This window comes from Corynebacterium afermentans subsp. lipophilum, from assembly GCF_030408375.1.
GTDB classification, from domain to species: domain Bacteria; phylum Actinomycetota; class Actinomycetes; order Mycobacteriales; family Mycobacteriaceae; genus Corynebacterium; species Corynebacterium lipophilum.
Window position 1 is genome coordinate 2291918 of sequence record NZ_CP046530.1, and the last position, 24883, is coordinate 2316800.

The window sequence follows — 24883 nt, forward strand, 5'->3', positions numbered from 1 at the left end:
TTACTCCTTACCCAGCAGCGCGGCCGGGATCGTCTCTGGCGAGAGTGTATCGGGGTACAGCAGCGTCCAGCCTTGCTCGCGAAGCTTGGCTTCCGCGTCGGTGTAGGAGGCGTCCTGCTCGATCAACAGCGCGATGCGCAGCTCGGTCCAGGACACGGCGGTGGGGATGGAGCCGATCTCCTCGCCGATCTCCTCGGTCGCCGCCGCGCCCGCGTCCACGAGGGTGCGCAGCGCGGCGGCCACGTCGGCTTCGTCCTCGAACTCCTCGATCGCCTCGGCCCACAGCCCACCGACTGCGGCCTCGACGGCACTTTGCTTATCGACGACCTCCGGTTGCCCAACCATCTCCCCATCACCGACCGCAACAGTGACGGCGTTGTTGGCCAGCCACATGATGTTGGCGAAGCGCAGGAAGTCGCGCCAGTTGTCGGTGGTGATGGAGCCGGGTTCGGTGGCGTCGACGTGCAGGTGGCGCAGGGCCACCGCACCATCCGCCAGGGTCCCGTCGAAATGGACCTCGCTGCGGAAGGTCAGGCATGCACCACCCGGGATGCGCGAGGGGCGCAGCGACCCGCTCAGCATCCGCAGCAACGCCTCGTCCATGAGCGCGTACGAGGCCCTGTTCGGCTCCGCCAAGTAGGTCAGCAGCTGGGTGATGGGGGAGGCCTTGAGGAAGGCAATCTCGTTGTTGCCGATGCCCTCCATGTTACGCGTACGTTCCTCGGCGTCCTCGCTTACCCACGTCGGTGCTGCGGCACCGACCTCCACCTCCTGCGCGAACCAGTCCAGGCCGGCGTCGGTGACGTTCCACGGCAAGATCTGCTTGTCGCCGAAGTGCAGGCTGTTGCGCTTCTGGATGTCCGAGGGGAAGCGGTAGTGCTGCGGGCTGAAGTGGAACGCGGCGCCGTCGGTGTACACGGCCACCGGCCGCACAAGCGGGTTACGGCGGTGCTGGAAGAGGAAGTCCGGGCGGGTGTAGCCGTAGTCGTGCTGTTCGCGCATGGACCACTCCTCACCGGACGAGAACGTGATGTGCCACTCCACACCTCCGGCATTGGCGATGTCCTTGACGGTGGCGTGGCGCGCCTCCAGGGCCTCGCGCAGCATCTCGCGGAAGCGCACCTCCAGGTTGGAGGACTGATCTAGCTGCGGCGCCTCCGTCTGCGGCTCCCACGCCACCTGCAGGGGATCGGTCTCTGCCGAGGGGTGGTCCTGGTTAGTCAGGATCGCGCGCAGCGCGCGTTCCGCGGCGGCGCGGGAGGTGACATCGATCTGCTGCCAGCGGGTGTACGGCAACAGGCAGTCGGGGCAGGCGAGGCGCTCGTCGTCCTGGCAGGCGCACTCCGCAACCTTCGTAAACGCCTTTTCCAGCAGCCGGCGGACGTCTTCGGGCGAGGCGAACTGGGAGAGATACCCGGTGCCGCCGGGGACGTTGTCGTGCATGAGCAGCGCCTCGACGGTGCCGCCGCGGTCATCCGGCACGCGGACGGTAACCACACCCAGGTGGTCCGGGTCGCCGCCCAAAACCTCCTTGAAGCCGAGCTTGATCGCGGCGGTCAACGAGGGGATGGTCGCCTTGTCGCCCGCGGTGAGCATCACCGGCACGTGCAGCAGCACGCCCTGGGTCTGCAAGGTGCGAGACAGCGCGACGGTGACGGACTCCTCCTCGCGGGCGTTGCGCTTCGGGCACCAGGGGCGGTGGTCCCACTTGGAGTTCGTGCCCTTCTGCGAGTCCAGGTGCCCGCAGTAGTTGCAGACGGTGAACATGGGCGCATCGATCTCAGCGTTGGCGAAGATGCGCTTCATCGCGGGCCCGCGGCCCAGGTTGAACCAGCTTAAGTTCACGTACCGCAGGTACTCCGCGCCGAAGCCTTGGGAGAGGAACCATTTACCACCGTGGCCACCTTCCGGCACGGAGAAGCTCAGGGCGGTGTGGTAGTTCAGTTCGCGGCGGTCGTCGCGGGAGTCGTCGATAAGCGCATTGCCCCGATCCACCTCCGCTGACACGCGGCGCATGCGCACCGTATCCAGCACCTGGCCGTTGTCGGCGAAGGTGTCCGCACCGCAGGAAGGGCACGCGCCGGCGGCGGCCCCTTCGCGCACGGGCTCGGCGTAGGAGCACTCGGGGCACAGGCGCCACCGCTCGATGTCCGCGCCGTTGAAGCCGACCTCGACTGCGTCCACGGTGGCGGCGATGCCACGGGCGTAGAAGGTGTTGCCCGGCGCGAGCTCGTGAAGCGCGGAGGACACACCGCGGGAGAGCTCGAAGGAGTCCGGGTCGATCTGCATGGTGGTCGGGTTGAGCTGGGAGACCACCACGGACAGCTCCACCGCATCATCCAACAGCGTGAAGTTGGGCAGCAGCCCGTAGCGCTCCATGGAGCTGATCCAGTGTTCGCCGAGCAGGATGTCGTTGAGGTCCTTGGCGGTGCGGTGGTACGCCGCCTTCGTGCTGCGCTTGTCGCGCTCCAGCTCCGCATCGGCGTTTTCGGTGCCCGCGTTCGGGTCCACCTTGGCATCCAGCGCACTCAGCTGGTCTTGGAGGGTGCTCAGCCGCGCGGTGAACGCCTTGACCTCGCTGTCCCAGAGTCTGCGGGTGCGCTCCATCTCGCCCGTGAGTGAGTCGGGCCCCTGGCCGCACGCCCACGCGCGCACCCCGTCCACGGTGGCCGCGTCCACGGACCCTGCCACCGTGGCTAAAAACGCGTCCACGCGGTCCTCCACGCCGGCCGCGATGTCCTCGCCGAGCACCTCCACCAGCGAGACCTTGCGGGTGCTGAACACGTCGCGCGAATACTTCACTTCCAGCCCGTTATTGCGGAACGACAGTGTGTCCACCAAGTACGCCGTGGTTTGCCGCCGCAGGATCTCGGTGGCGGAGAGGAAAGCCACCGGCGGCACCACGGTGCCTGCGATGACGGATAGCGGCTGGTTCAGCTTCGGCAGCGTGCTCCCGCGGCCCTGCACGAAGGCGAGCACCAACGAGTTGCCGGTGAGACGCCCGGCGCGACCCACACGTTGCACGTACGAGGAGACGGTGGTGGGCAGCGAGGCGAGCATAACCGTGGACAGGTCGCCGATGTCGATGCCCATCTCCAGCGTCGGCGTTGCCACCAGCACGTTCGGCGCGTTCGGTGCCTCAGCGCCACCGCGGAACGCCCGCTCGAGCGCGAGGCGTTCCTCCTTCGGGATCAACCCGGTGTGCTCGCGTGCCACCACCGCGCGCGGGTTGGTGGAGGTGTACAGCTGCGAGTAGTAATTCGCCTCGATCGGCTCCTCTTCGAGCTCGCCGGGGCAGCCGGGCGTGGGGCACGGCAGGCCCTGAAGCAGCGAGCGCAGTTGCCTATCGACGCCTAACGGTGCATGACACACCCCACACTGCAACATCGCAGGTTCACCTTCACCAGCCACCACCACCTGCTGCGACGCAATGGCGTACATCGTGCCGCCGGTGTCCGTGGACACGGCCATGAGCACCTCGCGCCGGGCGAGCTCGCGGAACACGTTGGTGAGCACCGTCGCCGCGTCGTGGGTGCCGATCCCCAGAACCTTGGAAGTCCACCGGGCGTAGCGCCCGCGCGGGCTGCCCAGCGGGGTCACACCGCGGTCCTTGTCATCTACCGCCGGCCCGGAGCGCGGGAACTCCGGCGCGCCCCCCTTGGCAAACCGGCGCATGCCACGCGCCTTGGCGTAGCGGTTGTGCAGACGCCACGTGTTGCCGTCGTCCTGGAGGTAAGACTTGAACATTGGCGTGTATACGCCGCCGCGTGCGCGCACCTGCTCCAACAGTCCGCGCATCCAGCGCAGCCGCACCTGCGGGTCGGTGGCGTCCACCACCTCGAATAAGCCGCTATCGATGCTGCGCAGCGCCTCTTCCGCCGCCTCGAGCAGCACCGCGTCATCCACATCCACCCGCGGTGTGAGCGCACCGGTGGACACGAGGGAACGCGGCAGGTCCGCTTGCTGGCCGAACTCGAGCGCCGCGTCCAGCTCAAGGCGCTCCAGCACCGCCGCGGTGGCCGCACGCCGGGACGCGTCGTCAGCGTCCTTCTCCCAGAACGCGCGGAACGTGGGCGTCTCCGCGATCTCCTGGGGCAGCAGTTCAAACCGCGCACGCAACGGGTCCTCAGCGGCGTCTGCGTGCTCGAGGATCCGCAGCGGCAGCTGCGCCACGGAGACCTCACCTTGTACTCCATTGCCGGAGCTTGCGACGACGCTGCGCATCAACGCGCGGATGCCAAACGCGCGCGCCCTAGCCTGCACAAACCCCGCGCGGTGCGCTGCGTCCTGCACCGAGTCCGCGAACACGAGGGTCTTCTTCTCTTCCTGCTCCAGCTGCGGCATGCCGAACAGGTTGGACAGCCCCACCGACAGCAGCGTGGCCACACGCGAACCGATGTAGCGGATGGTGTCCGTCTCCCCGCACGACGGGCATACCTGTTCGCGGGCGTACTCGCCAGCGTCGAGCCCGGCGTAGGTGATCACGGGCACCGACAGGCCCTCCGCCCGCTCCCGCTCGTCCGGCTCGCTCGCTGACAGCGTGCGGGTCTGCGTGTGGAACCACATCAGGGCCCGCTTGCCCTCGTCGTCGCCGAACTCCTTCATCTCCTTGCCGTCTTTGAGCGCCCGGCGGTACTCATTGGTGGCATCGATGAGAGGGCGTACGAGCTCAGGCTTATCGACGCTCGCCTTACGGATCTCCCCGCCACCCAGCACCACCGCGTCCGTGCCGGGCTCCAGCGCCGTCATCCACCCGGCGCGCCCGCACTCGCGGCAGTAGATTGCCGGCAGCCACACCGCGGCGTCGTCCCCGCCGAGCTGGCCGTCATCCGCGAAGCGAAACACCTCGCCGTCCTCAGTCGGCGTCACCGTGCGCTCGATGCGGGAGACCTCACGCAGCCACAGGTGGGTTTCCACACCCGGCAGGCGCTTGCCACCGAAGCCGTACTTCTCGCCCGCCAGCGCTCGCACGTGCGCGACCGCGGTGAGCAGGTGGGTGACAAACTCCCGTGCCGGACCCTCCTTGAGGCTGCGCACCACAATCTCGCCGAGTACCGCCGCCGGGACCGTCGTTTCCTTCTCGCCCTCGCGCTGGATAAGCGGTGCCGCGTTTTTCGCCGCCTCCAGCAGCGCGCGGGTCAGCGGGTGCGCCGCGTACGCCGCGATGATCTCTTCCAGCGTCTCGCCGGCGTCCCACAGCTGCGTTCGGAAGACCTCAAGCACCACGTCCGCATAGTCGCGGCCCGAGGCGTCGTCCGCGATCATGCTGTTGATCTGCTTGATCTGGTCGATGTCCGGCAGCGGAGTAGGGGAGTGGCTCCCGAATGTCTCCGCGATCTCGTCCACCCACTGCTCGTACGTCAGCGTACGTTCGCCGACCAGCGCGTCCGCGCTGAACTGCTCCCCGAAAATCGTGCCCGCGAAGTCCAGCACCTTCTGCGTGTCGTCTTTGCCGCCGAGCGTTGCCGACGTTGCCACCGGCGTGACCCGGCCCAGCGGATTGGATGCGTACTCACCCAGGAACCCCTCCGGCTGGTGTGCCTTAAGCATCAGCCCCAAGCGGCGCAGCAGCAGTGCCACGTCCGTGCCCTGCGCACCGTCGTACGTGTGAAACTCATCCAGCACCAAGTACTGCAACGATGTTGCCGAGCGCTTCCAGATCTCCCGGTCCTCTTCACGCAGCAGCAGCTGGTCCAGCATCTTGTAGTTGGTGAGCAAGATGTCTGGCGGATCCGCGCGCATCTGGTCACGGTCGGTGACCAGCGATTCCCGCGTGACCTTGCGGACGCTACCCTTCGACTCACCCGTGTAAATACCCGCCGTCACCCCCGCCAACGCCGGCTCGCTGGTAAGCAGCTTAGCCAAGCGGTCCGCCTGGTCATTCGACAGCGCGTTCATGGGGTACAGCAACAGTGCCTTGGTTCCGCGTTGCCCCTCCGCTCGGGCCCGTGCTGCGTGATCCAACACCGGGTAGAGGAACGACTCAGTCTTACCTGAACCAGTACCCGTGATCACCAACGTCGGCTCCGCGCGACGAGCACCCTGCTCATCCCGGCTGCGCAGGCGCCGGAACGCCTCCGCCTGATGGTGGTACGGGGTGAACCATTCCGGCATCCAGTCCAGAATCCCGTCCCACCCGATCGCGCGCGCGTACGGCAGACGCGTACGCACGTACGGGCCGTGGAACATACCCCGCTCCGTGTCCTCCAAGAACGCCTTCAGCGCGTTGGACGTCTCCGGGTTCGCAAGCGAAAACGCAGTGGCCAGATACTCGGACACGCCCCCGAGGACGTGTTCCGATGCGTGGACGGGGATGAGGGTAGACATGGGGGTAACTTTATCTGGGTTCAGACAAGCGTAGACAGCGATGCGCAACCTTAACTTTTGTCTTTACAGTCGGGCTACGCCGTGGAAGACGCGTAAATCCTCAAAAGATTATCGACGCGTCGTAACAGAACTAGTTGCTGTCGTATTCTCTAAATGCACTCGTATCTATACGTCGGGAAACGTTCGTCTCTCCAAAAATGTGGTTCTTGAAGCCGTCATGTACGTAACGGATGATGTTTTGAGGTTCCGGAAACAAAGTGGAGAAGTTGATGTTAAGTCGGTCAAGCTGCCGTAATATCCTAGACTTGGATTCACCAGTCACAATGATGCGCGGTTCATGAATCTGCAATGTCGTATCTCGCCCAGTGTCCTCGCCGATGCAACCACGATGAGGCCTAACAAACAAGTTTTGTTCTGCGCGCCTGTCTATCTCCAGCCCAGCGATTAGGAAGGCACCGCTCTGCGCTTTTAATCGCTCGTTCGTGTGCATGGGCCTGACAGCTGTGAAGCGTTGCGTCAAGGCTTCAATAGGTTCCGAATGTTCAATGAGAGCGCTTCGATTCTTAGTGGAATCATACCCCACTGCTTGCATCAGCGAACCCTCTGAGGTTGGACCCCAGGTGCCGTTTATGGCCCATCGCGAGAGCCATTCGACCTGCGCAGAGTCCTCCCTGTACACCGATTGATTCGGGAAAACTACCACTTCCCCATCAACTTCCTCGGACCCACCACAGGCGAAAAATAGCGCAACCAAAGGATTCGTTGTCACATCCAGTAACCGTGTGGGTAGACCATAGTGCTGCAATTTTGCAAGGATTTGAAACGCACTCAGCCGTTCGAACTCCGTCGGCATCAGGCGTATGACTTCCTGAATCATCAGCTGTTCATTGGTATAGAAAACCGATTCGCCCTCAAAGTCCCGATATATTGCAGGTTCGGGTTGATATAGCTCGTCATTGTGCCCTCGGAACAAACTCCAGCGACTCACGCTGGGATCCCGCAATTCAGGCCCGTAGATAGCCTCTAGTTCGTCGATAACCCGAATGAAACTCTGCACGCTGTCAATCCAGTTGTATGGCAATATTTTTGTAATCAACGAGTCGGCACTCCTCTATTCGGCCAAGTGATCGTAAATGATGCGCGGATCTGGTTCTCTTCCGTATTCCTTTTGAAAGAGAGTGACGCTCTCGCGGTAGGATTTACGGGCCTTCTTCAAAGCAACATTCGCGCTCCGATACGAGGCCTCCGCTATTGAGCGTTCTTGCCGAGCTTTCTCGATGTGAGCTAAGTCAACCAACGTGGTGTCGTCGCCAAGGAAGTAAAAGTCTTCGGCCACGCGAAGGGCGCGGTCAGCAGCGTGATTTCTAGCTCGCGCTTGGTAAAGTGTCCGCTCCGCATCTCGAACTGTTTTCCACGCATTCGCAATTGTCAGCTCGGTTTCCCGTTCAGCAAGAGTCACTCTTGTTCTTTCTCCTTAAACAGGCTTCCATCAGGGAGTAGAAAGCTTACAAAGACACGATTCGATCGTGGGGATTTCTCGGGTATCAGGTCTTCGAGGGCAGCTTAATTCTCCCATTTCGAATGGTCGAATCCCAGTCCACGAGGTAAGCGCTTTTTGTTTACAAACTTCCTTCCCAGTCACACCATTTCTTTGGGGCACTGTAGAGGGTCGTTGATTTGACGACGATAGAACAATGGCAAACCCCATCTTTAATCATTTCCGTATTCAGGAAAGGCGACAGGATCCTCATCTGAAAACGTCCCGAACGACTTATTCAACCCTGCAAGCTCGATCAAGTCGTAATCGTCTAATATCAAGTAGCATTCGTCGCAAAAGAATCGGTCCGGCAAAAAGCTAACCTCTATCACGGGGAACTCCGGATCGTCCAGATTTAAGCTTTTACTCTCAGCCTCATCGGAGCCGACAATTCCGTTTCGCTCACACGCCGGGCATTGCGCTTCGGTCTCATAGTACGAACGGGAAACCCATCTCCTGTTGGCCTCCCACCGAGCATTCTCTCCAACAGAGGCCATTCCACTTTGGCGTCGTTGGTACCGAGACTGAGCAGAAGCAAGAAGTGCTTCGTAATGAACTTCAAGATTTCGTTTGTTAGCCGCAAGCAGCGATTCAATCTTGTTTGCCATTGCCGAACCAACGAAATCATCAAATGTTCGTTGACCGGACAGCAGGAGAACATTAAAAAGAGACCAGATCCTAGGCCACCAAATCTGATTGGGCAGAAGGAGTATGTCTACGCCTGCCCCGTGCAGATAGTCATTTCTAGCCTCTGCGATTTTCAATGCTTCCTCACGGTTGAATGGACGCAATGCGCTTCCACACCTAGTGAAGATTGTAGAGGCCTGCGCAGTTATTGCTTTGTTTGATTCTTTGAGTTCTAGGGCTTGAAGCAATTGAGACCCGCCATCTCTTTGGGGATCGACCACCAGTGCAGGGGAGATCTCTGCTAGAGCCCACTTTGCGGCTTGCTCAAGGGAGAGCGCTGCCCAGAACCGCCGTTCATCCTCGCTTCTTCCTTCGCCAGGTTCAGTGGCACGGTTAATGAATAGAATGGCTTTATTCCAGAAGCCCTCGGCGGCAAAGGGATTCACCGTTGACACTTCCTTAACATGACCCGTTGTATTTCTCTCGATGATTGATCATCTGTTACGTGTGATCTTCCATGAAGGATCATCCGGTTGCGAAGTAGCAGCACTAGATTGGGCCGGTCCCAGCGGAACTCTGTGACCTCTTCAGGTGGGGGAGCCGAGAAACGCTGTACAAGCTTCGTCGCGAAATGGTCCACTGGGCTCATGCAACTCGGATCAAAGCGCAGACGACCATCGAGGCCATAGGCGGAAGCAAGCCACACTTCTCTTCCACTCCGGACCGCAAACATACCGCGCGCTTCATCGAAAGGTACTGTCCGCGGTCGCCACATTCTTGTAGGCACTGAGCTCGGATTTTTTGACCAAAGCAGTACTATATCTGGAACGTTTCGAAGGTGGGCGCCGTCCGTGTGGAGCGGCTGTTCCCCGTATCCAAATCTGGAACTAATAGAGTTCGAAGGAGCTTCGTGCTGGAGCATCGGTCTTAGGGTATCCACCTTCCCTTGTCCCACGCGATTGGCAACCAACTCGAAGTCACTATGTTGAGCCAAATAACTACTTAGCCCGCTCAATCGAATCGAACTCGCCTGCCCCACACTCCACCCCTTTTCAGCAGATTCGCTGAGCATGCGCCCGAAGTTGAAAGACTCGCATGTACCCAAATTCACCACGCCTCCTGAAATGAAATGTCGCGAGCCATACACCACATTTGCTGGTTCTACTCACCCTCGGCAGAAGTATGTTATCCGTTGTAATCGGTACTTTCTCAAACTCGATTTGGAATTCGATCCCATCAATCTCTCAAACTCTTATACGCCTCCCGCATATCCGTCTCCCGGTCCAGCTGCCTAAAGGGATACTCGTAGACGTACTCCACACCGGACTGCGGATGCATCCACGTCCGATCCGCCACCGACAACTCCGCGCCGTCCTTCAACTTCGCGTCAGCCTTCACAATCTCCTTCGGCACCTTCCGACCATTCGCATCAAACCGATCCTCCTGGTCATAACGCCGCATCACCGGAAACTGCGTCCGGTAAATCATGCACAACTCATCCGCCGTCACACCCAACGACAACGCCACAATCGCATCAATCTCCACCTGCGCAGCACGCCACTCTTCATCCTTACGCAAAGGCGTATCGACGTCCCAAGGTTCCCCCACAACCTCCTCCGACACCACTTGCTCTTTGCAGACCAAGTTTTCCCTACCATTTTGCGTCAATCACTCGTGGAGAGAACCCTGCCGGAGGCGTGACTGAGAATCCGAGCTCCTCCAACGACTTTGCCGCGGCTTCCGGGTAGTCCCGTACTGCGGCAGCCGTTTGCTTGAACAACCATTCTTGCCGCCGCCGCAGCAAGGTCGGCTCCCAGCCCGGTTTGCCCCGAAACCCGCACTCAGCGATAACGAAGTAGAGGAATTCTTCAACCGACGGACGAAACCGCCTGCCACCCACCGGCAAATGCAGTTCTTCCAGCCGTCCTTTCTTCCTCGGATTTCCAGACTTCCCCTGGAAGTTCTGCATTAAAGCCGGGCTCAGCAATCCAGTGACTCCCGAGTAATGAATGTGGGCGCATGGAGCGCTGGTGTACCCCCGTTCGTATTCAAACCGAATGCCTGGGGACGTAGCCACCCGCAGCTCGAATTTGCTTCTTTCCACGGCGAGGAACCTGCCGGTGGAATCGGAAGTTAATTCGTAGCGGACGATGACGCGGAATAGCTGGCTGTAGTCTTGGCTATCAATTTCGCTTTCGAGCTGACCGGCACCGTGGATAACCGGGGCATCAAATTCACCTACAACGATGTTCGTATCGGCGTTAAGCCACGCCTCTGTTTCGATATCCCCTTCAGATGCGAGTGGGAGAGCATCTATAAGCGTGCTTCTCACCTCATCGAGAAACAGCTCAGCCTCGTCACGCAGATTCAAGTTGTCCCTCACCCAACAGCATCAATACGACGCTTAAATCGTCGTACAAGGCCCGCTCGGACTTATCTAGCATGCCCGAGTGGGCGAGCGTACGTAGTTCTTCAATGCTCGCAGAGGGCTGGCGTGTAGACCTGCGGAGAGCAGCGAGATAGTCTCGCTTCTTCTCCCAGAGTTCCTTGTTGTTGGTGGTCTTAATTTCAACTGCCATCTCAATCACCTCAGCTCGCTGGGCTATCGTTCTAGTCCCGAATAATAGCCAACACCGCGCCACCAACAACCTGCACTGTCGAACACGTGTTCTACAGTGCAGGTCGAGATGCTCGAACACAGCACCGATCTCGACGAGACAGATGCGCTCGTGTTTCACTCATTGCCGGGCGTTTAACCCATCCCCTCAAACCGCGCATACGCCTCCCGTGCCCTGGGCACCGTCGTAGGTGTGGAACTCATCCAGCACCAAGTACTGCAACGATGTTGCGGAGCGCTTCCAGATCTCCCGGTCCTCTTCACGCAGCAGCAGCTGGTCCAGCATCTTGTAGTTGGTGAGCAAGATGTCCGGCGGATCCGCGCGCATCTGGTCACGGTCAGTAATCAGCGAATCCCGCGTGACCTTGCGGACGGAACCCTTCGCCTCACCCGTGTAAATACCCGCCGTCACCCCCGCCAACGCCGGCTCGCTGGTAAGCAGCTTAGCCAAGCGGTCCGCCTGGTCATTCGACAGCGCGTTCATGGGGTACAGCAACAGTGCCTTGGTTCCGCGTTGCCCCTCCGCCCGGGCCCGCGCCGCGTGATCCAACACCGGGTAGAGGAACGACTCAGTCTTACCTGAACCAGTACCCGTGATCACCAACGTCGACTCCGGGCGACGAGCGCCCTGTTCATCCCGACTGCGCAAACGCCGGAACGCCTCCGCCTGATGGTGGTACGGCATGAACCACCCCGGCATCCAGTCCAGAATCCCGTCCCACCCGATCGCGCGCGCGTACGGCAAGCGCGTGCGCACGTACGGGCCGTGGAACATACCCCGCTCCGAGTCCTCCAAGAACGCCTTCAGCGCGTTGGACGTCTCCGGGTTCGCAAGCGAAAACGCAGTCTCATGGGCTTTAGGCCACCCAGTTAAGACAGAACACAATCCACGGCAGCGCCACGATGTCGATTAACACTGCGCCCGAAAGTGGCACGACAATCATGCCCACGCGCGACTGCAGACCATGGCGGCGGCCAATCGCGTCCATATTCGCCACTGCGTTGGGGGTTCCACCAAGACCATGGCCCATCATGCCGCCGCAAATCACTGCCGCGTCGTAGTCCTTGCCCAGCATGCGGAAGACGACCAACACAACGAACAGGACGAGCGCCACAACCTGCACAACCAGGATGATGAACAGCGGTAACGCCAGGCTGTACAGATCCCAGATCTTCAGACTCATCATGGCCTGGGTAAGGAAAAACCCGAGGGAAAGCTCAGAGATGAGTGACAATGACTTCCCGTGCAGTGAAAACCACCCCAATTTGTCATTGAGGTTGCGAAACACAATTGCGATGAGCATCGCTCCGACATAGCCGGGGAGCGAGTAACCAGTGACGTCGCCGAACCAAGACCCTAGGAACACACCGATCACCACGATGAAGCCGATTAGCGCGGCCGTGGCAATGAGCGAGCCTTCCTCGACCTCCGAGGTTTCGTCAATCCCCGTTTCCTCGATCGCTTCAATCTCGCGCGTCTTGATGTCCAGCCCGTAGTGCTTAATCAGCCACGTGGCAAGCGGCCCGCCAATGAGCGAACCCGCGATCAAACCGAAGGTTGCTGCAGCGATCGCGACAGCAGTAGCACCCTGCGCACCGAGCTCTTCAGCGGTTGGGCCGAATGCGGCTGCCGCACCGTGGCCACCCTCGAGGGAGACAGAACCTGCCATGACGCCGAGCAAAGCGTTTAAGTCGAGCGCCTTCGCCAGCCCAATGCCGACAAGGTTTTGGAAGATTGCCACACCCCAGCACGCCACGAGGTAGATCAGCAAGAACTTCCCGCCAGCGCGCATCAAGCCAAGCGATGCGCCAAGTCCAATGGTCGTGAAGAACGCCAACATTGCCGGGCTTTGAAGCGTGGTGTCGAGTGTGAGCTCGAAGGACAAAGCCTCTCGCAGGAACAGAACAACCAGGGCGAATAAGAAGCCACCCACCACTGGCCCTGGGATCGCGAACCTACTGAAGATTTTCCAACTTCTCGCGGCCCAGTTGCCGAGGAGCAGCAATGCCAGGGTCAGCGCAACCGAGCTGACCAGGTCCAATTCAAATTCCATTTCACCCTGTCTTTCTCAAACTCTTGTGGGGCCGCTAAAGCCCACCCGGCGTGCGGAACCGCACACCGGAAGTTGACTTAAGCCTCGGAGATCTTATCGTGTGCCCTTAGACACACCGAGAAAGGTGCAGGGGTCAGCCCACATCGACAAACTAGTTCTCTACATCATTTGGGCTGCACAATTCTCCGTCCAGCCGGTAGTGCCATCAGTGAAGAACGTGGTGCCCGTCTGGTGAATGCTCGGATCCCCACAGGAGGCGATCTGCTTCTCCATCACTTGCGGTTCCACCTGCCCCGGCGCTTCGGTGTAGCCGATCACTGGCTCCGCTTCCTGTGGCGCCGGGGCAGGAGCTTGGACGGGGGCTTCCGCTTCAGCAGGAGCCTCGTAGACCGGGGTTTCTGGTTCCACCGCCGAGGCCTGCTCGGCCGCCTCGGCCGGGCTTGCAATTGCAGACGGCGCCCCAGAACTCGTCGATTCCTCTGGCGCTGGGGTTATCTCCTTGAGGTCAAACTTGGAGTTGGCAATACCGAGCACCTGCGCATCATCTGAGATCAGGAACGTGCCGTAGCTGCGAACCTTTTCGCCAACCCTCGCGGGAGTAGCGGACCACTGCTCGTACCCCTGTGGGACTCCGCAACCACCGCCCCACTCGGCGGTGGATTTAAACTGCTCCGAATCCCACGCCTCTGGGACCTCCTGCCTCACACCAATTTCCGCGCCAGTGCTGTCCTTGATTTCTTCAACAGCGGTAAGAACACCGGTAATCTGCACCAGCTGGAAACCGTCCGGAATAGCTTCTTCCACCAAGCGCGTCTTGCAATCCCCACCGAGCTGGATTTCTTCAACTACCAGCTCGCCTCCGCAATTATTTCCTTGGCAGTCAACCGGGATCGTATCTCCGACTTGAGCGAACTTCTTCTCCGCTTCAGTCGTTTGCGAGGGCTGTTCACTGGTTGGTGTCCCTTCATCCTCGGACGAAGTAGAACAACCGGCGAACAGGAAACTTGCCACAAGAACGGCACCGAAGACTCGTTTCATCTTCTTTACTTTCAATTTCGGGAAACAATGCACGACTTACATTAGGACTTGCAGCAGATAGCTACGACCAGCTTCAGAAAGGATGTTCGGCCCCTCCGGGTTCGTAACTGGACACCGTTTACCCCGGTTAAGGGACTCAGCCCACCGAGGAGATCAGAACGGTGGATCGTCTAAGGACCTGAGCGAGTCTTCTTTCACAGCTTTCGTCGGCAATGCCATTTCAGATACGGTGTAGAGGTTAAGAATGTCATCTCGATCCATGAAAATAATTTGGCTTCGTTTAGATGCATCAAGTGCCTCACCCAACCATTGCCGCGCTTGCTTTGTGATTTTCCCGCCTGAAACAATGAACGCGTGATCCACCAGAACCCTGCGATTCAGCTCCGGATCAAAGATTGGATGTGCCAGCATCATCACAGCTTGATTGTGAATCTCGGCAATATTCGCACTGCCTGTCTTAGTGCGTCCAGATGAGTCAATCTTGCCTCGCTTCGCTTGGAGGCCGAAGTACAGTACGTGTTTTGTTGGAAGTATGTAACGCATCCACACGTCTTTTCCATACTCAAGAGCTTTGTCCGAATGCCCAGCTTCCATGATGCGTTCAAACCCCAGCTGTTTGAAGAGTGGTATCAGTACATCTCCAATTAGTTCATCCTCGCTGCAACGATCTAGATACTGATCCAGTTTCTGCCGTTTTTTGTTTTCTTCAGCCGTTAGCGGCCGATAAGGATTTAACGATGTACTTGTAAGTCTGTTCGCTCCTATCTTTCGGAGGGTGTGACGGCCAGCTTCGCAGTAGACCTCCAAACCTTCGCGATTAAGCACCATATTTAGCTTGGAAAGCGCGTTAGGACGATCGGGGCCTTCGTTGAGTGCATCAGCGGGATTCATGAGCTGTTCAATGAGGCGACAGAAGGTTTGAGGTGGCATATCTTCGATTTCACCAGGCTGGGAAAGAATATCCGCTATAACGTCCGCCACCCATCGGTTACGTGTCGTTCCGTCATGCACATAATTAGTACCCAAATCCTCGAAGAACTCTGTGATGTAAGAACTGGAGCGGTAGGGAAAGTAAGATTCGCCGTTAGCTGGCGAATTTCCGACAACAAGGTCGGACAGCTCCATAAGAGTTCGGCGTCTAAATTTCAAGGAAGCTCCTTCGTTCCAAAGACCTTATAGCTGGTCCCAACTCTTTACTGCCGATAATCCATTTGTCTCTCGGGCGCCTGCCCATCCCCGCGATGAAGAATCTGTTATTCGTTTCCAGGTGGATTTCCGGCAATGGACTTGAAAGGCCCCGACTCGGCCTCCAGAACCTTCCAGTAAGCTTTGTCAACCGAAACGTCTGAACCCATCGGTCGGGAAGTATGTGTATTGGGGATAAACTCGCTGGTTAATGAGCTCAAATCGCTGATCCTTTTGTCTCGGAAGGTGGATTGTCTTTCGCTTTCCGGCAACAAGCATGTGAAGGCTTGCCTTCCACCGGTACGCATACGCATCATCGTCGTGATTCTCAAAACCGGTTTGCAGTTGAAGTCTCAGGGGATCGCCAGGCCGAATAGTGGCAGCATGTTCCACCAACGTTTGTCCACCTGGCTGCACTGCTCTTGCGCTTGAGGCGAAATCCCACAGTCCGATCTCAAATCGCCTGAATTCAAGACTAGCGCCACCCACTGGCTGATTAATGACTACGCCCGGACCTGGGGAGAACTGCTCGGCTTTAACCGAAACCCGATCAAACACTACTTCCACAGGGCTTTTCGAGCGGACTGTCATTTCCATCACGCTATTTCCGGCGGGTATACCTCCGAGCTCGTTCCGTGCCCACATCGCCAGTCCAAGCGGATCAGAAGTAGGAGGATGGAGATCGTGAGGAGAGTCCGGACCTAAGACTTCGATCCCTGGTAAAAAGGTTGGCGCACTAATCCAAGGTGGGGTATTCGCGAAGATTATTTCGAGATCATCCTCCACGTGGACAGCCACTGGCCATTCTCTTGATTGCCTTGCGCGTAAATTCCTAGCAACTTGCGATGCCTTCGTGAGAGCCACGCCAAGCACGAACGACGCCACTTCACCGCCTAACTCATCGAACATTTTCAACCCCTGCCTTAGTCCCCTCAAACCGTGCATACGCCTCCCGCATATCCGCCTCCCGGTCCAGCTGCCTAAAGGGATACTCGTAGACGTACTCCACACCGGACTGCGGATGCATCCACGTCCGATCCGCCACCGACAACTCCGCGCCGTCCTTCAACTTCGCGTCAGCCTTCACAATCTCCTTCGGCACCTTCCGACCATTCGCATCAAACCGATCCTCCTGGTCATAACGCCGCATCACCGGAAACTGCGTCCGGAAAATCATGCACAACTCATCCGCCGTCACACCCAACGACAACGCCACAATCGCATCAATCTCCACCTGCGCAGCACGCCGCTCCTCATCCTTACGCAAAGGCGTATCGACGCCCCAAGGTTCCCCCACAACCTCCTCCCACAACGGCGCATAGGCCTCGGTGAGGCAGTTGAGGCGGAGGTAGAGCTGAATCTGTTCATCGTTAAGAGCGCCGTCGGCGAACGCCAAAGAGATGAAATCGCCGGCGACGATGTTCGCTTTGCCGGTGGCACGCAGCATAAAGTCAATCAGAATGCTCGAAGCGCTAGCACCAGCTATCAGCGTTCTCTCGAGGAAATCACTACCCGCACTCATTACGCCATTAGTGTGAGCTACCCCGGGAGGTAGAACGGCAGGATAAAGCGTTCTGAAGCCGGTTGTTGCCGCCATGAGACGCCAAGCGATCCTATAGAAGCCAGCGGACGATTCGGAGGCCCCGCGACATTCCCAATGCGTGTATGCCTGGTCATAATCAGGCTGGTGTTCTCGGTCAGGCTGGTATGCCGTTGCCGGGATAAAGTCAGCGGGTATGGCTTCGAGATCGACCTCGGACCAGTCTTGGTTATGTTTGAGGGTCGGGTTGGGTTGCTTAATCATCGGCGTAGATACGCCGAGGTGTGGGCCCTGAAGGATGACGTCGTCCCAAGAAGCTGGGTGGGCCCAACCCGTATCGAAATAACCGGCTTTCTTGTCAGCAGTCTCGTGCCAACCCGCTGAAAACTGGAGGCTAAGTTCCCGAATACGTGGTGCTGCGGCTAGCTTTTCCAGAACAGCTGCTGCTTCAGTGTTGACGGTGTACACCATTCGAGACTCGATGAATGGCACCGAGTCATCTTCTAGGATCGAGTGCCACACTTTGAGCACGTTCTCGTCGACAGTTTGGATGCGATCACGGTGGGGACGCAGATCCCAATTTGCACTGTCGTCCTTCAAGCCCGGCAAACTTCCAGCTCCATTATGGGAGAGCGACTCCTGCACGGTGGAAGGGTGGTACAGGGAGGCCGCATGTGCAAAGTTCGGCGACTTTCTTTGCGGCCCGTATGTGTGAACTCCGTACGCGTTGTGGTGATCAATGTCGAAAAGCACCAGCTCGTTAATGAACTGCCAGTGACGCCTCAACCGCAGATATGCGCCTCGACGCAGAGGAGCAGCCTTCTTCTCTGTGAAATGGGACTCCGGGTGAATGAGCGAGATAACGCCTTCTGACGAAGTATTTCCCCAGGTGCGTTCCATGAATCCACGGTAGAGATCTGGCTGCTGACCAGTGAGGTGCGGATATCGGGTCACATCGGTCAACACCGCAGATGTCGCTACTGACTCGCCGAGGCCTCGGTACACGACTTCGCGAGTCGGCCCATCATCGTTCCACTGTTCCCGGCGCGCTTTCTTCGCTGCTTGCGTGGGCTTGTGTGCCAGTGAGAACCACGGGTCACCCTCGGAATAGAGCGCATCCAAGTCCGTACGCGGCCGCACCCACGGCGGGTTACCCACCTGCAGGTCGAAGCCACCGCGAGCGAAGACGGCGGCGAAGTCCAGGTCCCAGTGGAAGAAGCCCTGGTCGGCGGCGACTGACTGCACCACGCTAAGCCACGGGTGGTTCTCCAGCACGGTCTCGATCTTTCGGGCGCCGGAAAGGCCGATCTCGGTGCGCTCGAGCTGGACAAGCTCGTCCCAGTCGGTAGCGCTGGCCAAGCGGATCTGGCTGGCGTCGCGGGCTTGGGTGTCTACGCCGAGGAGGCCCGTAAGCGTGGCGATCCACTCGTCAAGGTCGGGGAGTGCCTCTACCTCCGTCAGAGGCCAGAAGGTCAGGGCGTTCCAGGCGTCCATGGCCAGGCGGAGGCGCAGGTAAGCACCTTCGGCGTCGTGAAGCAGCTCCTGCTCAATCTGCTCGCGGCGCACATTCTTCCCGGTGTGCTCGGTCTCGCGGCCCCACAGATCAATGTCGCGGCGGATCTGGTCTTCCGCGATGCGCATCTTGGAAAGCGTGATCGCCCACAGGGACTCCACGCGCGCGGCCAGGTTGGTCAGCTTCTTCGCCTGCTCCTTGGTGGGGGCCTTGCCGGTGACGGAACGTCTCCACGCCTTCATGGCTTTGATTTCGTCGGCAGCCAGTTTCTTCAGGTCCTTCGCGTCCGCCGCAGCTCCCCAGGTAGAGGAGGGGAGCAGGAACTGGTGGATGCGGCCGGCGGCGTTGAGGTCGCGGGTCTCGCCGGCATCGATAGCCTTGGCCAGGTTCTCCACCGGCTCCCGGCGCGGCACGGAGTTCAGCCACTCGCGCTTTTTCAGCTGCGCGGTGGAGTAAGTAGAGCGCAGCGCGCCGATAAGAGAGTTGCCGCGGCGCAAGTGCAGGCCGAACCAGGGGGCCTTGAGCTGGCTGGTCATGGTGTCCAGCCAGAGGGAGATCTCGGCGAGCTCCACCGCGGTGGGGTTCAAGTCCACGCCGTAGACCTGGTGCAGGGCAATGTGGGCCTTGACCTTCTGCAGCTCGACGGCGCGGGTCTCGGGGTCGACTTGGGTGTCCAACTCGTCTTCGCGCAGCTTCAGGTACAGCTCCGCAAGCTGGCGGACGGCTTCCACAGCGAAGGCGCCGGAGCCCATGGCGGGCTCGCAGATGGTGAGGCTGAGGACGCCGTCAGATGTTTCGATGCGCCCTTCTTCCTGGAGCACCTCGATGGCCTGGCCGACGGTGAACTCGGTGAGCACCTGCGGGGTGTAGAAAGACGCGGAGCGCTCGCGGTCGCGGCTGGACTGGCGGAATACGAAAGATCCCTCCGGGTGGAGACGGCGGGTCTTGGCGGTGCCGCCTTCCTCCATCTGCTTGGTCTCCATGACAAAGCTGTCCTGCGGGACGGAGTCCGCGGCGTGGGTGGGAAGCACCCAGGAGCCCTTGGAGGCGTCGCCCTTCGGTGCGACCTCGTAGAGGTCTTCCTGGGCGATGAAGCCGTGGTAGGACATCAGGCCCTCGTAGACCTGGCCGAGTTCGGTCACACCCAGGGTGGCGTACGAGATAAAGCCGCGGTCTTTGCCGGCGGAAACCTTCGACAGCAGCAGGTTCTGCAGGACGCGGGTGAGTGCGTCGTTGGAGAGCTTCACTTCGTCGATGAGCGAGGTGGCTTCACGCTTGAACAGGTCCGCCTCCAGGTTGCGGAAGGTCAGGCCCTCGTTCTGCGCATCCTCGTCGGCATCAGCGACTTCGTGTGGGTCGTGTCCGTCGTTGACCTGGGTGAATAGCAGCTGCAAGGAGTCGTACAGGTGGGTGCCCCGGCGCGCCTTGTCGGTTACGGGCGGGTTGAGGATCTGGTCGCGGAGGCGGTCCAGGCCGTAGCCCTCCACGTACTCCGGTGCGCCGGTGGGCAGGATGGCCAGCTCCGGAGAGGCTTCGGCGAACAGGAGGAAGAGGATCCGGTAGAGGTAGCGCAGGGACTGGTGCGCGAGCTCATTGCCGTCGACGCCGTCGATGGGCAGGTTTTGCTCCCGGCGGCGGTCGAGAACGTCGTTGCCGATGATCTCGATAGACTCGCGCACCGCGTCGCGCAGGTCGCCGGAGACCTTCACGGCGTGCTGCTGGGATTCCTCGCGGGTCTCGGCCCACCAGGTGGTGCCATCCGCGGCGCGCTCGAGGTTCTCACGCGCGAGGATCACCGCGACGCGCTCGAGCTCCCCGGCTTTCTTGGTGTCGTTGCGTTCGACCGCAAGCTGCAGGTTCACGGCGAGGTAGCGGCCCAGTGGCCAGGACTCGCGTTCGGCAACGACTGCCCACGCGCCAGCGAGTACCACGATGAACGCCGGTGGTTCGGCGGCGAGGAACAAGTCACCGACGAGCTTGGACACCTTCACTTTCTCGGGCTCCTTGCCCTCGGCGGCGAGCCCGCCGGTGACCCGGAGTGTGGTCAGGTCTTCCTCGGTGGTGTTTTCGTTCGGCTTGACGCTGATCACCACCAGGGTGCCGGCGTTGCCCACCCAGCCCTGGTAGGTGAATTTCTCGCCTGCGCGGGTGTAGGTCTGCGCTGTGGGTGCGCCGTAGCTGAATGCGGTGCGCACCAGGGCGTCGGTAGGCGATTGCGTCGCAAAGGCTTGCTGTAGCTCACCGCGCGCGGCTTGGAAGCGCTTGATGGGGGAGGGGGAGTTGGATTCCTCCTCCAACTGTGCCCACTCCTTGGTGCGGTTTTTCACGCGTTTGGTGAAGGATTCGCCCTTGGTCTCATCGGTGGTGAAGTAGTGGTCGCTGATCCACTCATCGACGTTGATGATTGAGTCGTAGGTAGCCATTGATCTACTGCTCCTTCGGCAGGACGAGGACGAGCGGGCGGATAAGTTCACGGTCTGGTTCAAGCGAGGCGATCAGCGCACGCTCCTCGGCGATGAGGTTCGCGGAGCGGCCTGCGCGCAGCACTGTCTGGCTGTCGTCTTTGGCGTGCTGCCAGTGGTCCGCGCGGTCGATCCAGTACCCAATGCGGCTGGTTGCGTGGTTGCGGGCGGCGGCCATCATCGGCTGGAGCTGGTTGCCGGCGATCTCCACAGACTTTGCGACGAGCTCTTGCGCGTTGTCGGGCAGAGTGAGCGTCTCCGGGTTGATGGCGTTTTCCGTCAGACCGATGCCGCGCAGCCAGGCCACCGGGTCCTCGATGGTCTTGGGCAGCATGCCGCCGGCAACGGTGACAAACGCGCGGGAGACCACCTGGCCGCGCTTGTTAGTCAGGGTTGCCATGAGCAGCACGGTGGGCATGTCCACCTCGCCCGCGATAGCGGTGATCTGACCGGCGGACAGGGATGCCAGAGCGCGGTCGGCGGCCCAGTCCGTCACCGGGTGCAGCGGGCCCAAAAAGTGCGCCTTGGGCCACGTGGAGCCGTCCTGGCCCGTGCGGGCGTTGCGAAGGATCTCGTTGCCCACCGCGGTGTTGGTGGCCAGCAGGAACTTCTCGCGGACCTTGCGGTCTGCCAGGTAGTCCTGCGGCAGGATGTCCAGGCGGCGGCGCAGGTCCTCGGGCGGGGCGAGCTCGGCCACGCCGTTGTTGCCCAGCTCGTAGGCGACACCGTTGGCGCCGAGGGGTTTTTCCGGGGCGCCGTAGAAGGCCTCTTTTAAGGCGTCCTCGAGGTAGCTGATCTCCGAGGCGTACAGGCTGGTCGTGTGCGGGGCACTTGGGTCGGAAGCGGGGCTTTCCGAAGGGTCGTCGCTAAGCCCAAAGCCCGACAACCAGAAGTCGATGAGGTCCTCCTCCGACTCTGCGTCGGTGTTGGCGATCTGCTCCGGCGTCTTCACCACCTCGTCGAAGCCGGCCTGGTTTTGAATGACCTTGCGGATCTCCTCTTCCTCGCCGTTGACGGTGTGCTTGCCGATGAGCGAGCCGACGTCTCCAAGCAGCGCATGCGCCTCGTTCTCACGGTTGATCAGCTTGGTCAGCACATGCAGCTCGCCCACGTAGCCGCCCTGCTTCGTGTCCAGCAGGAGCGCCGCGATCTGCGGGGGCTCCGTTTGCCCGTAGCGGTCCACGCGGCCGTTGCGCTGCTGGATGCGGATCAGCGACCACGGGATGTCGTAGTGGACCAGGTTGTGGCACAGCGTGTGCAGGTTCACGCCTTCAGACGCCACGTCGCCCGTGACCAGGATGCGCAGCTTGGAGTCCTCGCGCTTGAACTCGTCTACAAGCCGCATCTGCTCCTCGTCCGAGAGCCCGCCGTGCATGACCTCCACCGACCCGGCCGGCATCTTCAGATCCTTCGTCAGGTGCTCCTTGAGCCAATGCAGCGTGGCCACGCGCTCCGAGAAGACCACCGCGCGGGTTTTCTTGCCCTTGCCCACGCCGATCTCCTGGAGGTAGTTCACCAACGCGGCGTACTTGTTGGAGTTCTGACGAGTGACCTTGGCGTTGAGTGCTTGGAGACGCTCCAGAGCCTGACGCTGGTTGGTATCAGATTCTGGGACGCGCTTGAGGCGGTTGTCGATGGTCTCGCCGAGAGCGGCGGGGGAGGAGAGGAAGGCCTTCACCAACGTCCAGGGGAACAGGCGGTCCTTCGCCGGGTTGGCGTTCGTGTGGATCCAGGTCTGCTCCAGCTCGCCTGCGACGGCGTTTTCCTCCGCGGAGGCTTCCACCGGAATGTTTTTCGGCTCCTTGCGCTCCGCCCACTGCTCGCCGACCACACTGGCCACCTCGTCGCTGTGGCGGTGGCGGCGGATGAGCAGGCGGGACACTGCGTCTTTGTCGATCTCCCCGTTGGGCAGCACCGCCGTGGGATCGAGCAGGCGCAGGATCTCTTTGAAGCTCTCCGGGTCGCCGTTGTGCGGAGTGGCGGAGGCCAGCAGCAGCGCCTCGGTGGTAGGGGCGAGGGTGCGGGCAAGCTCGTTGTTCTGGGTGCCCACGTTGGTGGCGTTGTGGATCTCATCGATCACCACCGCATCCCAACGCACCTTCTCCAACTGAGCGCGGTACTTCGGGCTCTTCAGCGTGTCCATGGACACGATCACACGGGGAAAGTACGTAAACGGGTTGCGGCTGGCCGGCAGCATCTGGCGCACCCGCTGGATGCCGGTGGAGTCCAGGCGCACAAGCGGGATGGCGAAGCGGGACCACAGTTCCTGCTGGAACTGCTCCATGATGTGCTTCGGCGTGACCACCAGGATGCGCTCGCCGCGGCCCCGACGGATCAGCTCTGAGAGGATCATGCCGATCTCGAGCGTCTTGCCCAGGCCGACGGCATCGGCGATGAGGACACGGGGGCGGAGGTTGTCGTCGGAAAGCGCCTTGCGTACGGCGGTGAGCTGATAGTCCAGCGGATCCATGAGCATCTGATCCGCCACCGACAGCTGCTCCTGGTAGAGGGGCACCGGGGTTTGGCGCAGGGTGGTCTCCAGCCACAGGCGAGTTGTGCGGTAGCCGGGGGAGCGGTCCGGGACGACCTCCACCTTGGCGGGATCAAAGACCTCCACGTCATCGATGGCGGTGTAGAAGCTCGCTGTGGTGTCGCGCACGTAATCCGACAGGCCGCGGACCTTGAGCAGGTACCCGTCCACGGACTGGGTGACGCTGGTGATCAGCCACAGCTCGTCGCGGACCTTGACCATGAGGCCCGGCGCGTAGGCGATGGAGTTCGCCGCGTTGTCGGTGCGCGCTTCCTGCGCTGCTTCCTGCGTGGGAGAAGACATACTAGGCAGGTTATCCGGCGCGCGTGATGCGGGGGAGGTTTATATCGGACGGGTGTTTGAGTGGGGGTTGATTGAGGGGTGTTTCACGTGAAACGGTCGTTGTTTGCTGACATTGCATGAAACTGCGCTTTCCTTCATTGCGACGGATTAAGTTCATCTTGTCTGTTTCCCGTTTCACCGAAAGGCATTTCCCACATGCGAAACCGCATCATCGCTGGACTGACGGCGACCGCCCTCACGTTTGCCGCCGTCACTCCCACGGGTGCTTCTGCCCAGCCATTCACAGTTGTTCCGGTCACCACGGTCCCGGAATCCGGATCCTCGCTGACCGAGCCCACTGCGCAGTGGCAAGCTCGCTACGACAAAGCACTGAAACAGTTCAAGGACGTGGAGCAGAAGCTGCAAGCGGCCAAGCAGGCCGAGAAGGAGCAGCAAGAGGCGCAAGACGCGTACTTCGAAGCACAACACAAGGCACGCTCCTTCGAGTACGAGCTTCGCACCGCCCGCCAGGAGACCCAATGGGCGCAATACAAGGCCAAGCAGGCCGAAGAAGATGTCTCCGCTTGGGAGGATGAGGTCCAGCGCCTGACGGAGTACGCGAACCAACTGGATTCGACAGGACCGGCAAGTGCCGTAATGGAAAACCAGGTAGCGATCGGAGACGCAAAGAAGGGGCTGGCCGCCGCAAAGCGCAACCACAAAGACGCGCTGAAGGCCGTCAAGGCGGCCGAGGCTGAACAGGCCCGCGCTCAGAAGGAGTACGACCCGGTTAAGGCGGTGGAGGATCAGAAGCTCGAGGCGCTCACGGAACTGCAGGCAAAGTATCCCGATCCAGATACCGCCAAGCGCACGTACGCCAAGCAGTGGTCTGAGGCAGGCGCCAAGGTCGAAGCCTTGGTAAAGGAGCGCCAAGCTGAAGAGACCGAAGCGCAGACCAAAGCTGGCATCGCCGCCGGGGTCGTGTTGGTGTTGCTCATCGCCGTCGTAGGTGCAGCCGCGTTTGTGCCGCAGTGGGGAGTAACCCTCCCAATTGCGCTGCCCTCAATCAAATAGCGCGAAAAGACCCCCTCCCACCTGCACCGAAAAACTTTTTTACGCTTCGTGTAGACACACTGGGGGCGATAGTCTATATTCGCTTTTGGGCCCCTCC

14 protein-coding genes and 1 pseudogene are annotated in these 24883 nt (G+C 60.4%); 1 reads left to right on the forward strand and 14 read right to left on the reverse strand.

All coding sequences use genetic code 11. From position 1 onward, the window contains the following. From CAFEL_RS10930 to CAFEL_RS10995, 14 genes and pseudogenes are all read right to left on the reverse strand, one after another. Positions 1-6327, reverse strand: a complete 6327-nt coding sequence (locus CAFEL_RS10930) for a DEAD/DEAH box helicase (protein WP_194559877.1) — start codon at positions 6325-6327, stop codon at positions 1-3. A 130-nt stretch (positions 6328-6457) separates the two neighbouring features. Further along, on the reverse strand, positions 6458-7423 hold the full coding sequence (locus CAFEL_RS10935) for an FRG domain-containing protein (RefSeq protein WP_194559878.1): 966 nt from the start codon (positions 7421-7423) through the stop codon (positions 6458-6460). A gap of 15 nt (positions 7424-7438) precedes the next feature. Then, entirely contained in the window at positions 7439-7786 is a 348-nt protein-coding gene (locus CAFEL_RS10940; protein WP_194559879.1) for a hypothetical protein, read from the reverse strand. 251 nt (positions 7787-8037) lie between these two features. After that, positions 8038-8937: a hypothetical protein gene (locus CAFEL_RS10945; RefSeq protein WP_194559880.1), complete on the reverse strand. Its 900-nt coding sequence runs from the start codon at positions 8935-8937 to the stop codon at positions 8038-8040. Between the two features lie 790 nt (positions 8938-9727). Then, complete coding sequence (locus CAFEL_RS10950; RefSeq protein WP_194559881.1) at positions 9728-10114, reverse strand: SPRY domain-containing protein; 387 nt, start codon at positions 10112-10114, stop codon at positions 9728-9730. A gap of 28 nt (positions 10115-10142) precedes the next feature. After that, positions 10143-10862, reverse strand: a complete 720-nt coding sequence (locus CAFEL_RS10955; RefSeq protein ID WP_194559882.1) for a hypothetical protein — start codon at positions 10860-10862, stop codon at positions 10143-10145. Further along, entirely contained in the window at positions 10849-11070 is a 222-nt protein-coding gene (locus CAFEL_RS10960; protein ID WP_194559883.1) for a hypothetical protein, read from the reverse strand. Before CAFEL_RS10960 ends, CAFEL_RS10955 begins: the two co-directional genes overlap by 14 nt. A 207-nt stretch (positions 11071-11277) precedes the next feature. After that, positions 11278-11994 (reverse strand): annotated as a pseudogene (locus CAFEL_RS10965) (DEAD/DEAH box helicase); the annotation flags it as partial. Beyond that, positions 11966-13162, reverse strand: coding sequence for a sodium/glutamate symporter (gltS, locus tag CAFEL_RS10970; protein WP_194559885.1), 1197 nt, complete (start codon positions 13160-13162; stop codon positions 11966-11968). The pseudogene CAFEL_RS10965 and the gene gltS, both read right to left, overlap by 29 nt. A 159-nt stretch (positions 13163-13321) precedes the next feature. Continuing rightward, complete coding sequence (locus CAFEL_RS10975; RefSeq protein ID WP_194559886.1) at positions 13322-14215, reverse strand: hypothetical protein; 894 nt, start codon at positions 14213-14215, stop codon at positions 13322-13324. Positions 14216-14353: 138 nt separating this feature from the next. Then, entirely contained in the window at positions 14354-15325 is a 972-nt protein-coding gene (locus tag CAFEL_RS10980; RefSeq protein ID WP_228496311.1) for a hypothetical protein, read from the reverse strand. Between the two features lie 207 nt (positions 15326-15532). Next, the gene (locus tag CAFEL_RS10985; RefSeq protein WP_194559888.1) at positions 15533-16294 is read right to left on the reverse strand and encodes a hypothetical protein; all 762 of its coding nucleotides are present in this window, start codon (positions 16292-16294) and stop codon (positions 15533-15535) included. Further along, entirely contained in the window at positions 16284-20861 is a 4578-nt protein-coding gene (locus CAFEL_RS10990; RefSeq protein WP_194559889.1) for an Eco57I restriction-modification methylase domain-containing protein, read from the reverse strand. Before CAFEL_RS10990 ends, CAFEL_RS10985 begins: the two co-directional genes overlap by 11 nt. 4 nt (positions 20862-20865) lie before the next feature. Continuing rightward, on the reverse strand, positions 20866-23733 hold the full coding sequence (locus tag CAFEL_RS10995; RefSeq protein ID WP_194559890.1) for a DEAD/DEAH box helicase: 2868 nt from the start codon (positions 23731-23733) through the stop codon (positions 20866-20868). Between the two features lie 195 nt (positions 23734-23928). Between CAFEL_RS10995 and CAFEL_RS11000 the strand changes: the two genes are divergently transcribed. Then, positions 23929-24786, forward strand: a complete 858-nt coding sequence (locus CAFEL_RS11000; RefSeq protein ID WP_194559891.1) for a hypothetical protein — start codon at positions 23929-23931, stop codon at positions 24784-24786. The last annotated feature ends 97 nt before the right edge of the window (positions 24787-24883 follow it).

Excerpts from the sequence above, each read along its gene's own strand:
- CAFEL_RS10960 (WP_194559883.1), bottom strand. The coding sequence starts at position 11,070 with ATGGCAGTTGAAATTAAGACCACCAACAACAAGGAACTCTGGGAGAAG.
- CAFEL_RS10985 (WP_194559888.1), bottom strand. The coding sequence starts at position 16,294 with ATGTTCGATGAGTTAGGCGGTGAAGTGGCGTCGTTCGTGCTTGGCGTG.
- CAFEL_RS10930 (WP_194559877.1), bottom strand. The coding sequence starts at position 6,327 with ATGTCTACCCTCATCCCCGTCCACGCATCGGAACACGTCCTCGGGGGC.
- CAFEL_RS10995 (WP_194559890.1), bottom strand. The coding sequence starts at position 23,733 with ATGTCTTCTCCCACGCAGGAAGCAGCGCAGGAAGCGCGCACCGACAAC.
- CAFEL_RS10980 (WP_228496311.1), bottom strand. The coding sequence starts at position 15,325 with ATGGAGCTGTCCGACCTTGTTGTCGGAAATTCGCCAGCTAACGGCGAA.
- CAFEL_RS10990 (WP_194559889.1), bottom strand. The coding sequence starts at position 20,861 with ATGGCTACCTACGACTCAATCATCAACGTCGATGAGTGGATCAGCGAC.
- CAFEL_RS11000 (WP_194559891.1), top strand. The coding sequence starts at position 23,929 with ATGCGAAACCGCATCATCGCTGGACTGACGGCGACCGCCCTCACGTTT.
- gltS (WP_194559885.1), bottom strand. The coding sequence starts at position 13,162 with ATGGAATTTGAATTGGACCTGGTCAGCTCGGTTGCGCTGACCCTGGCA.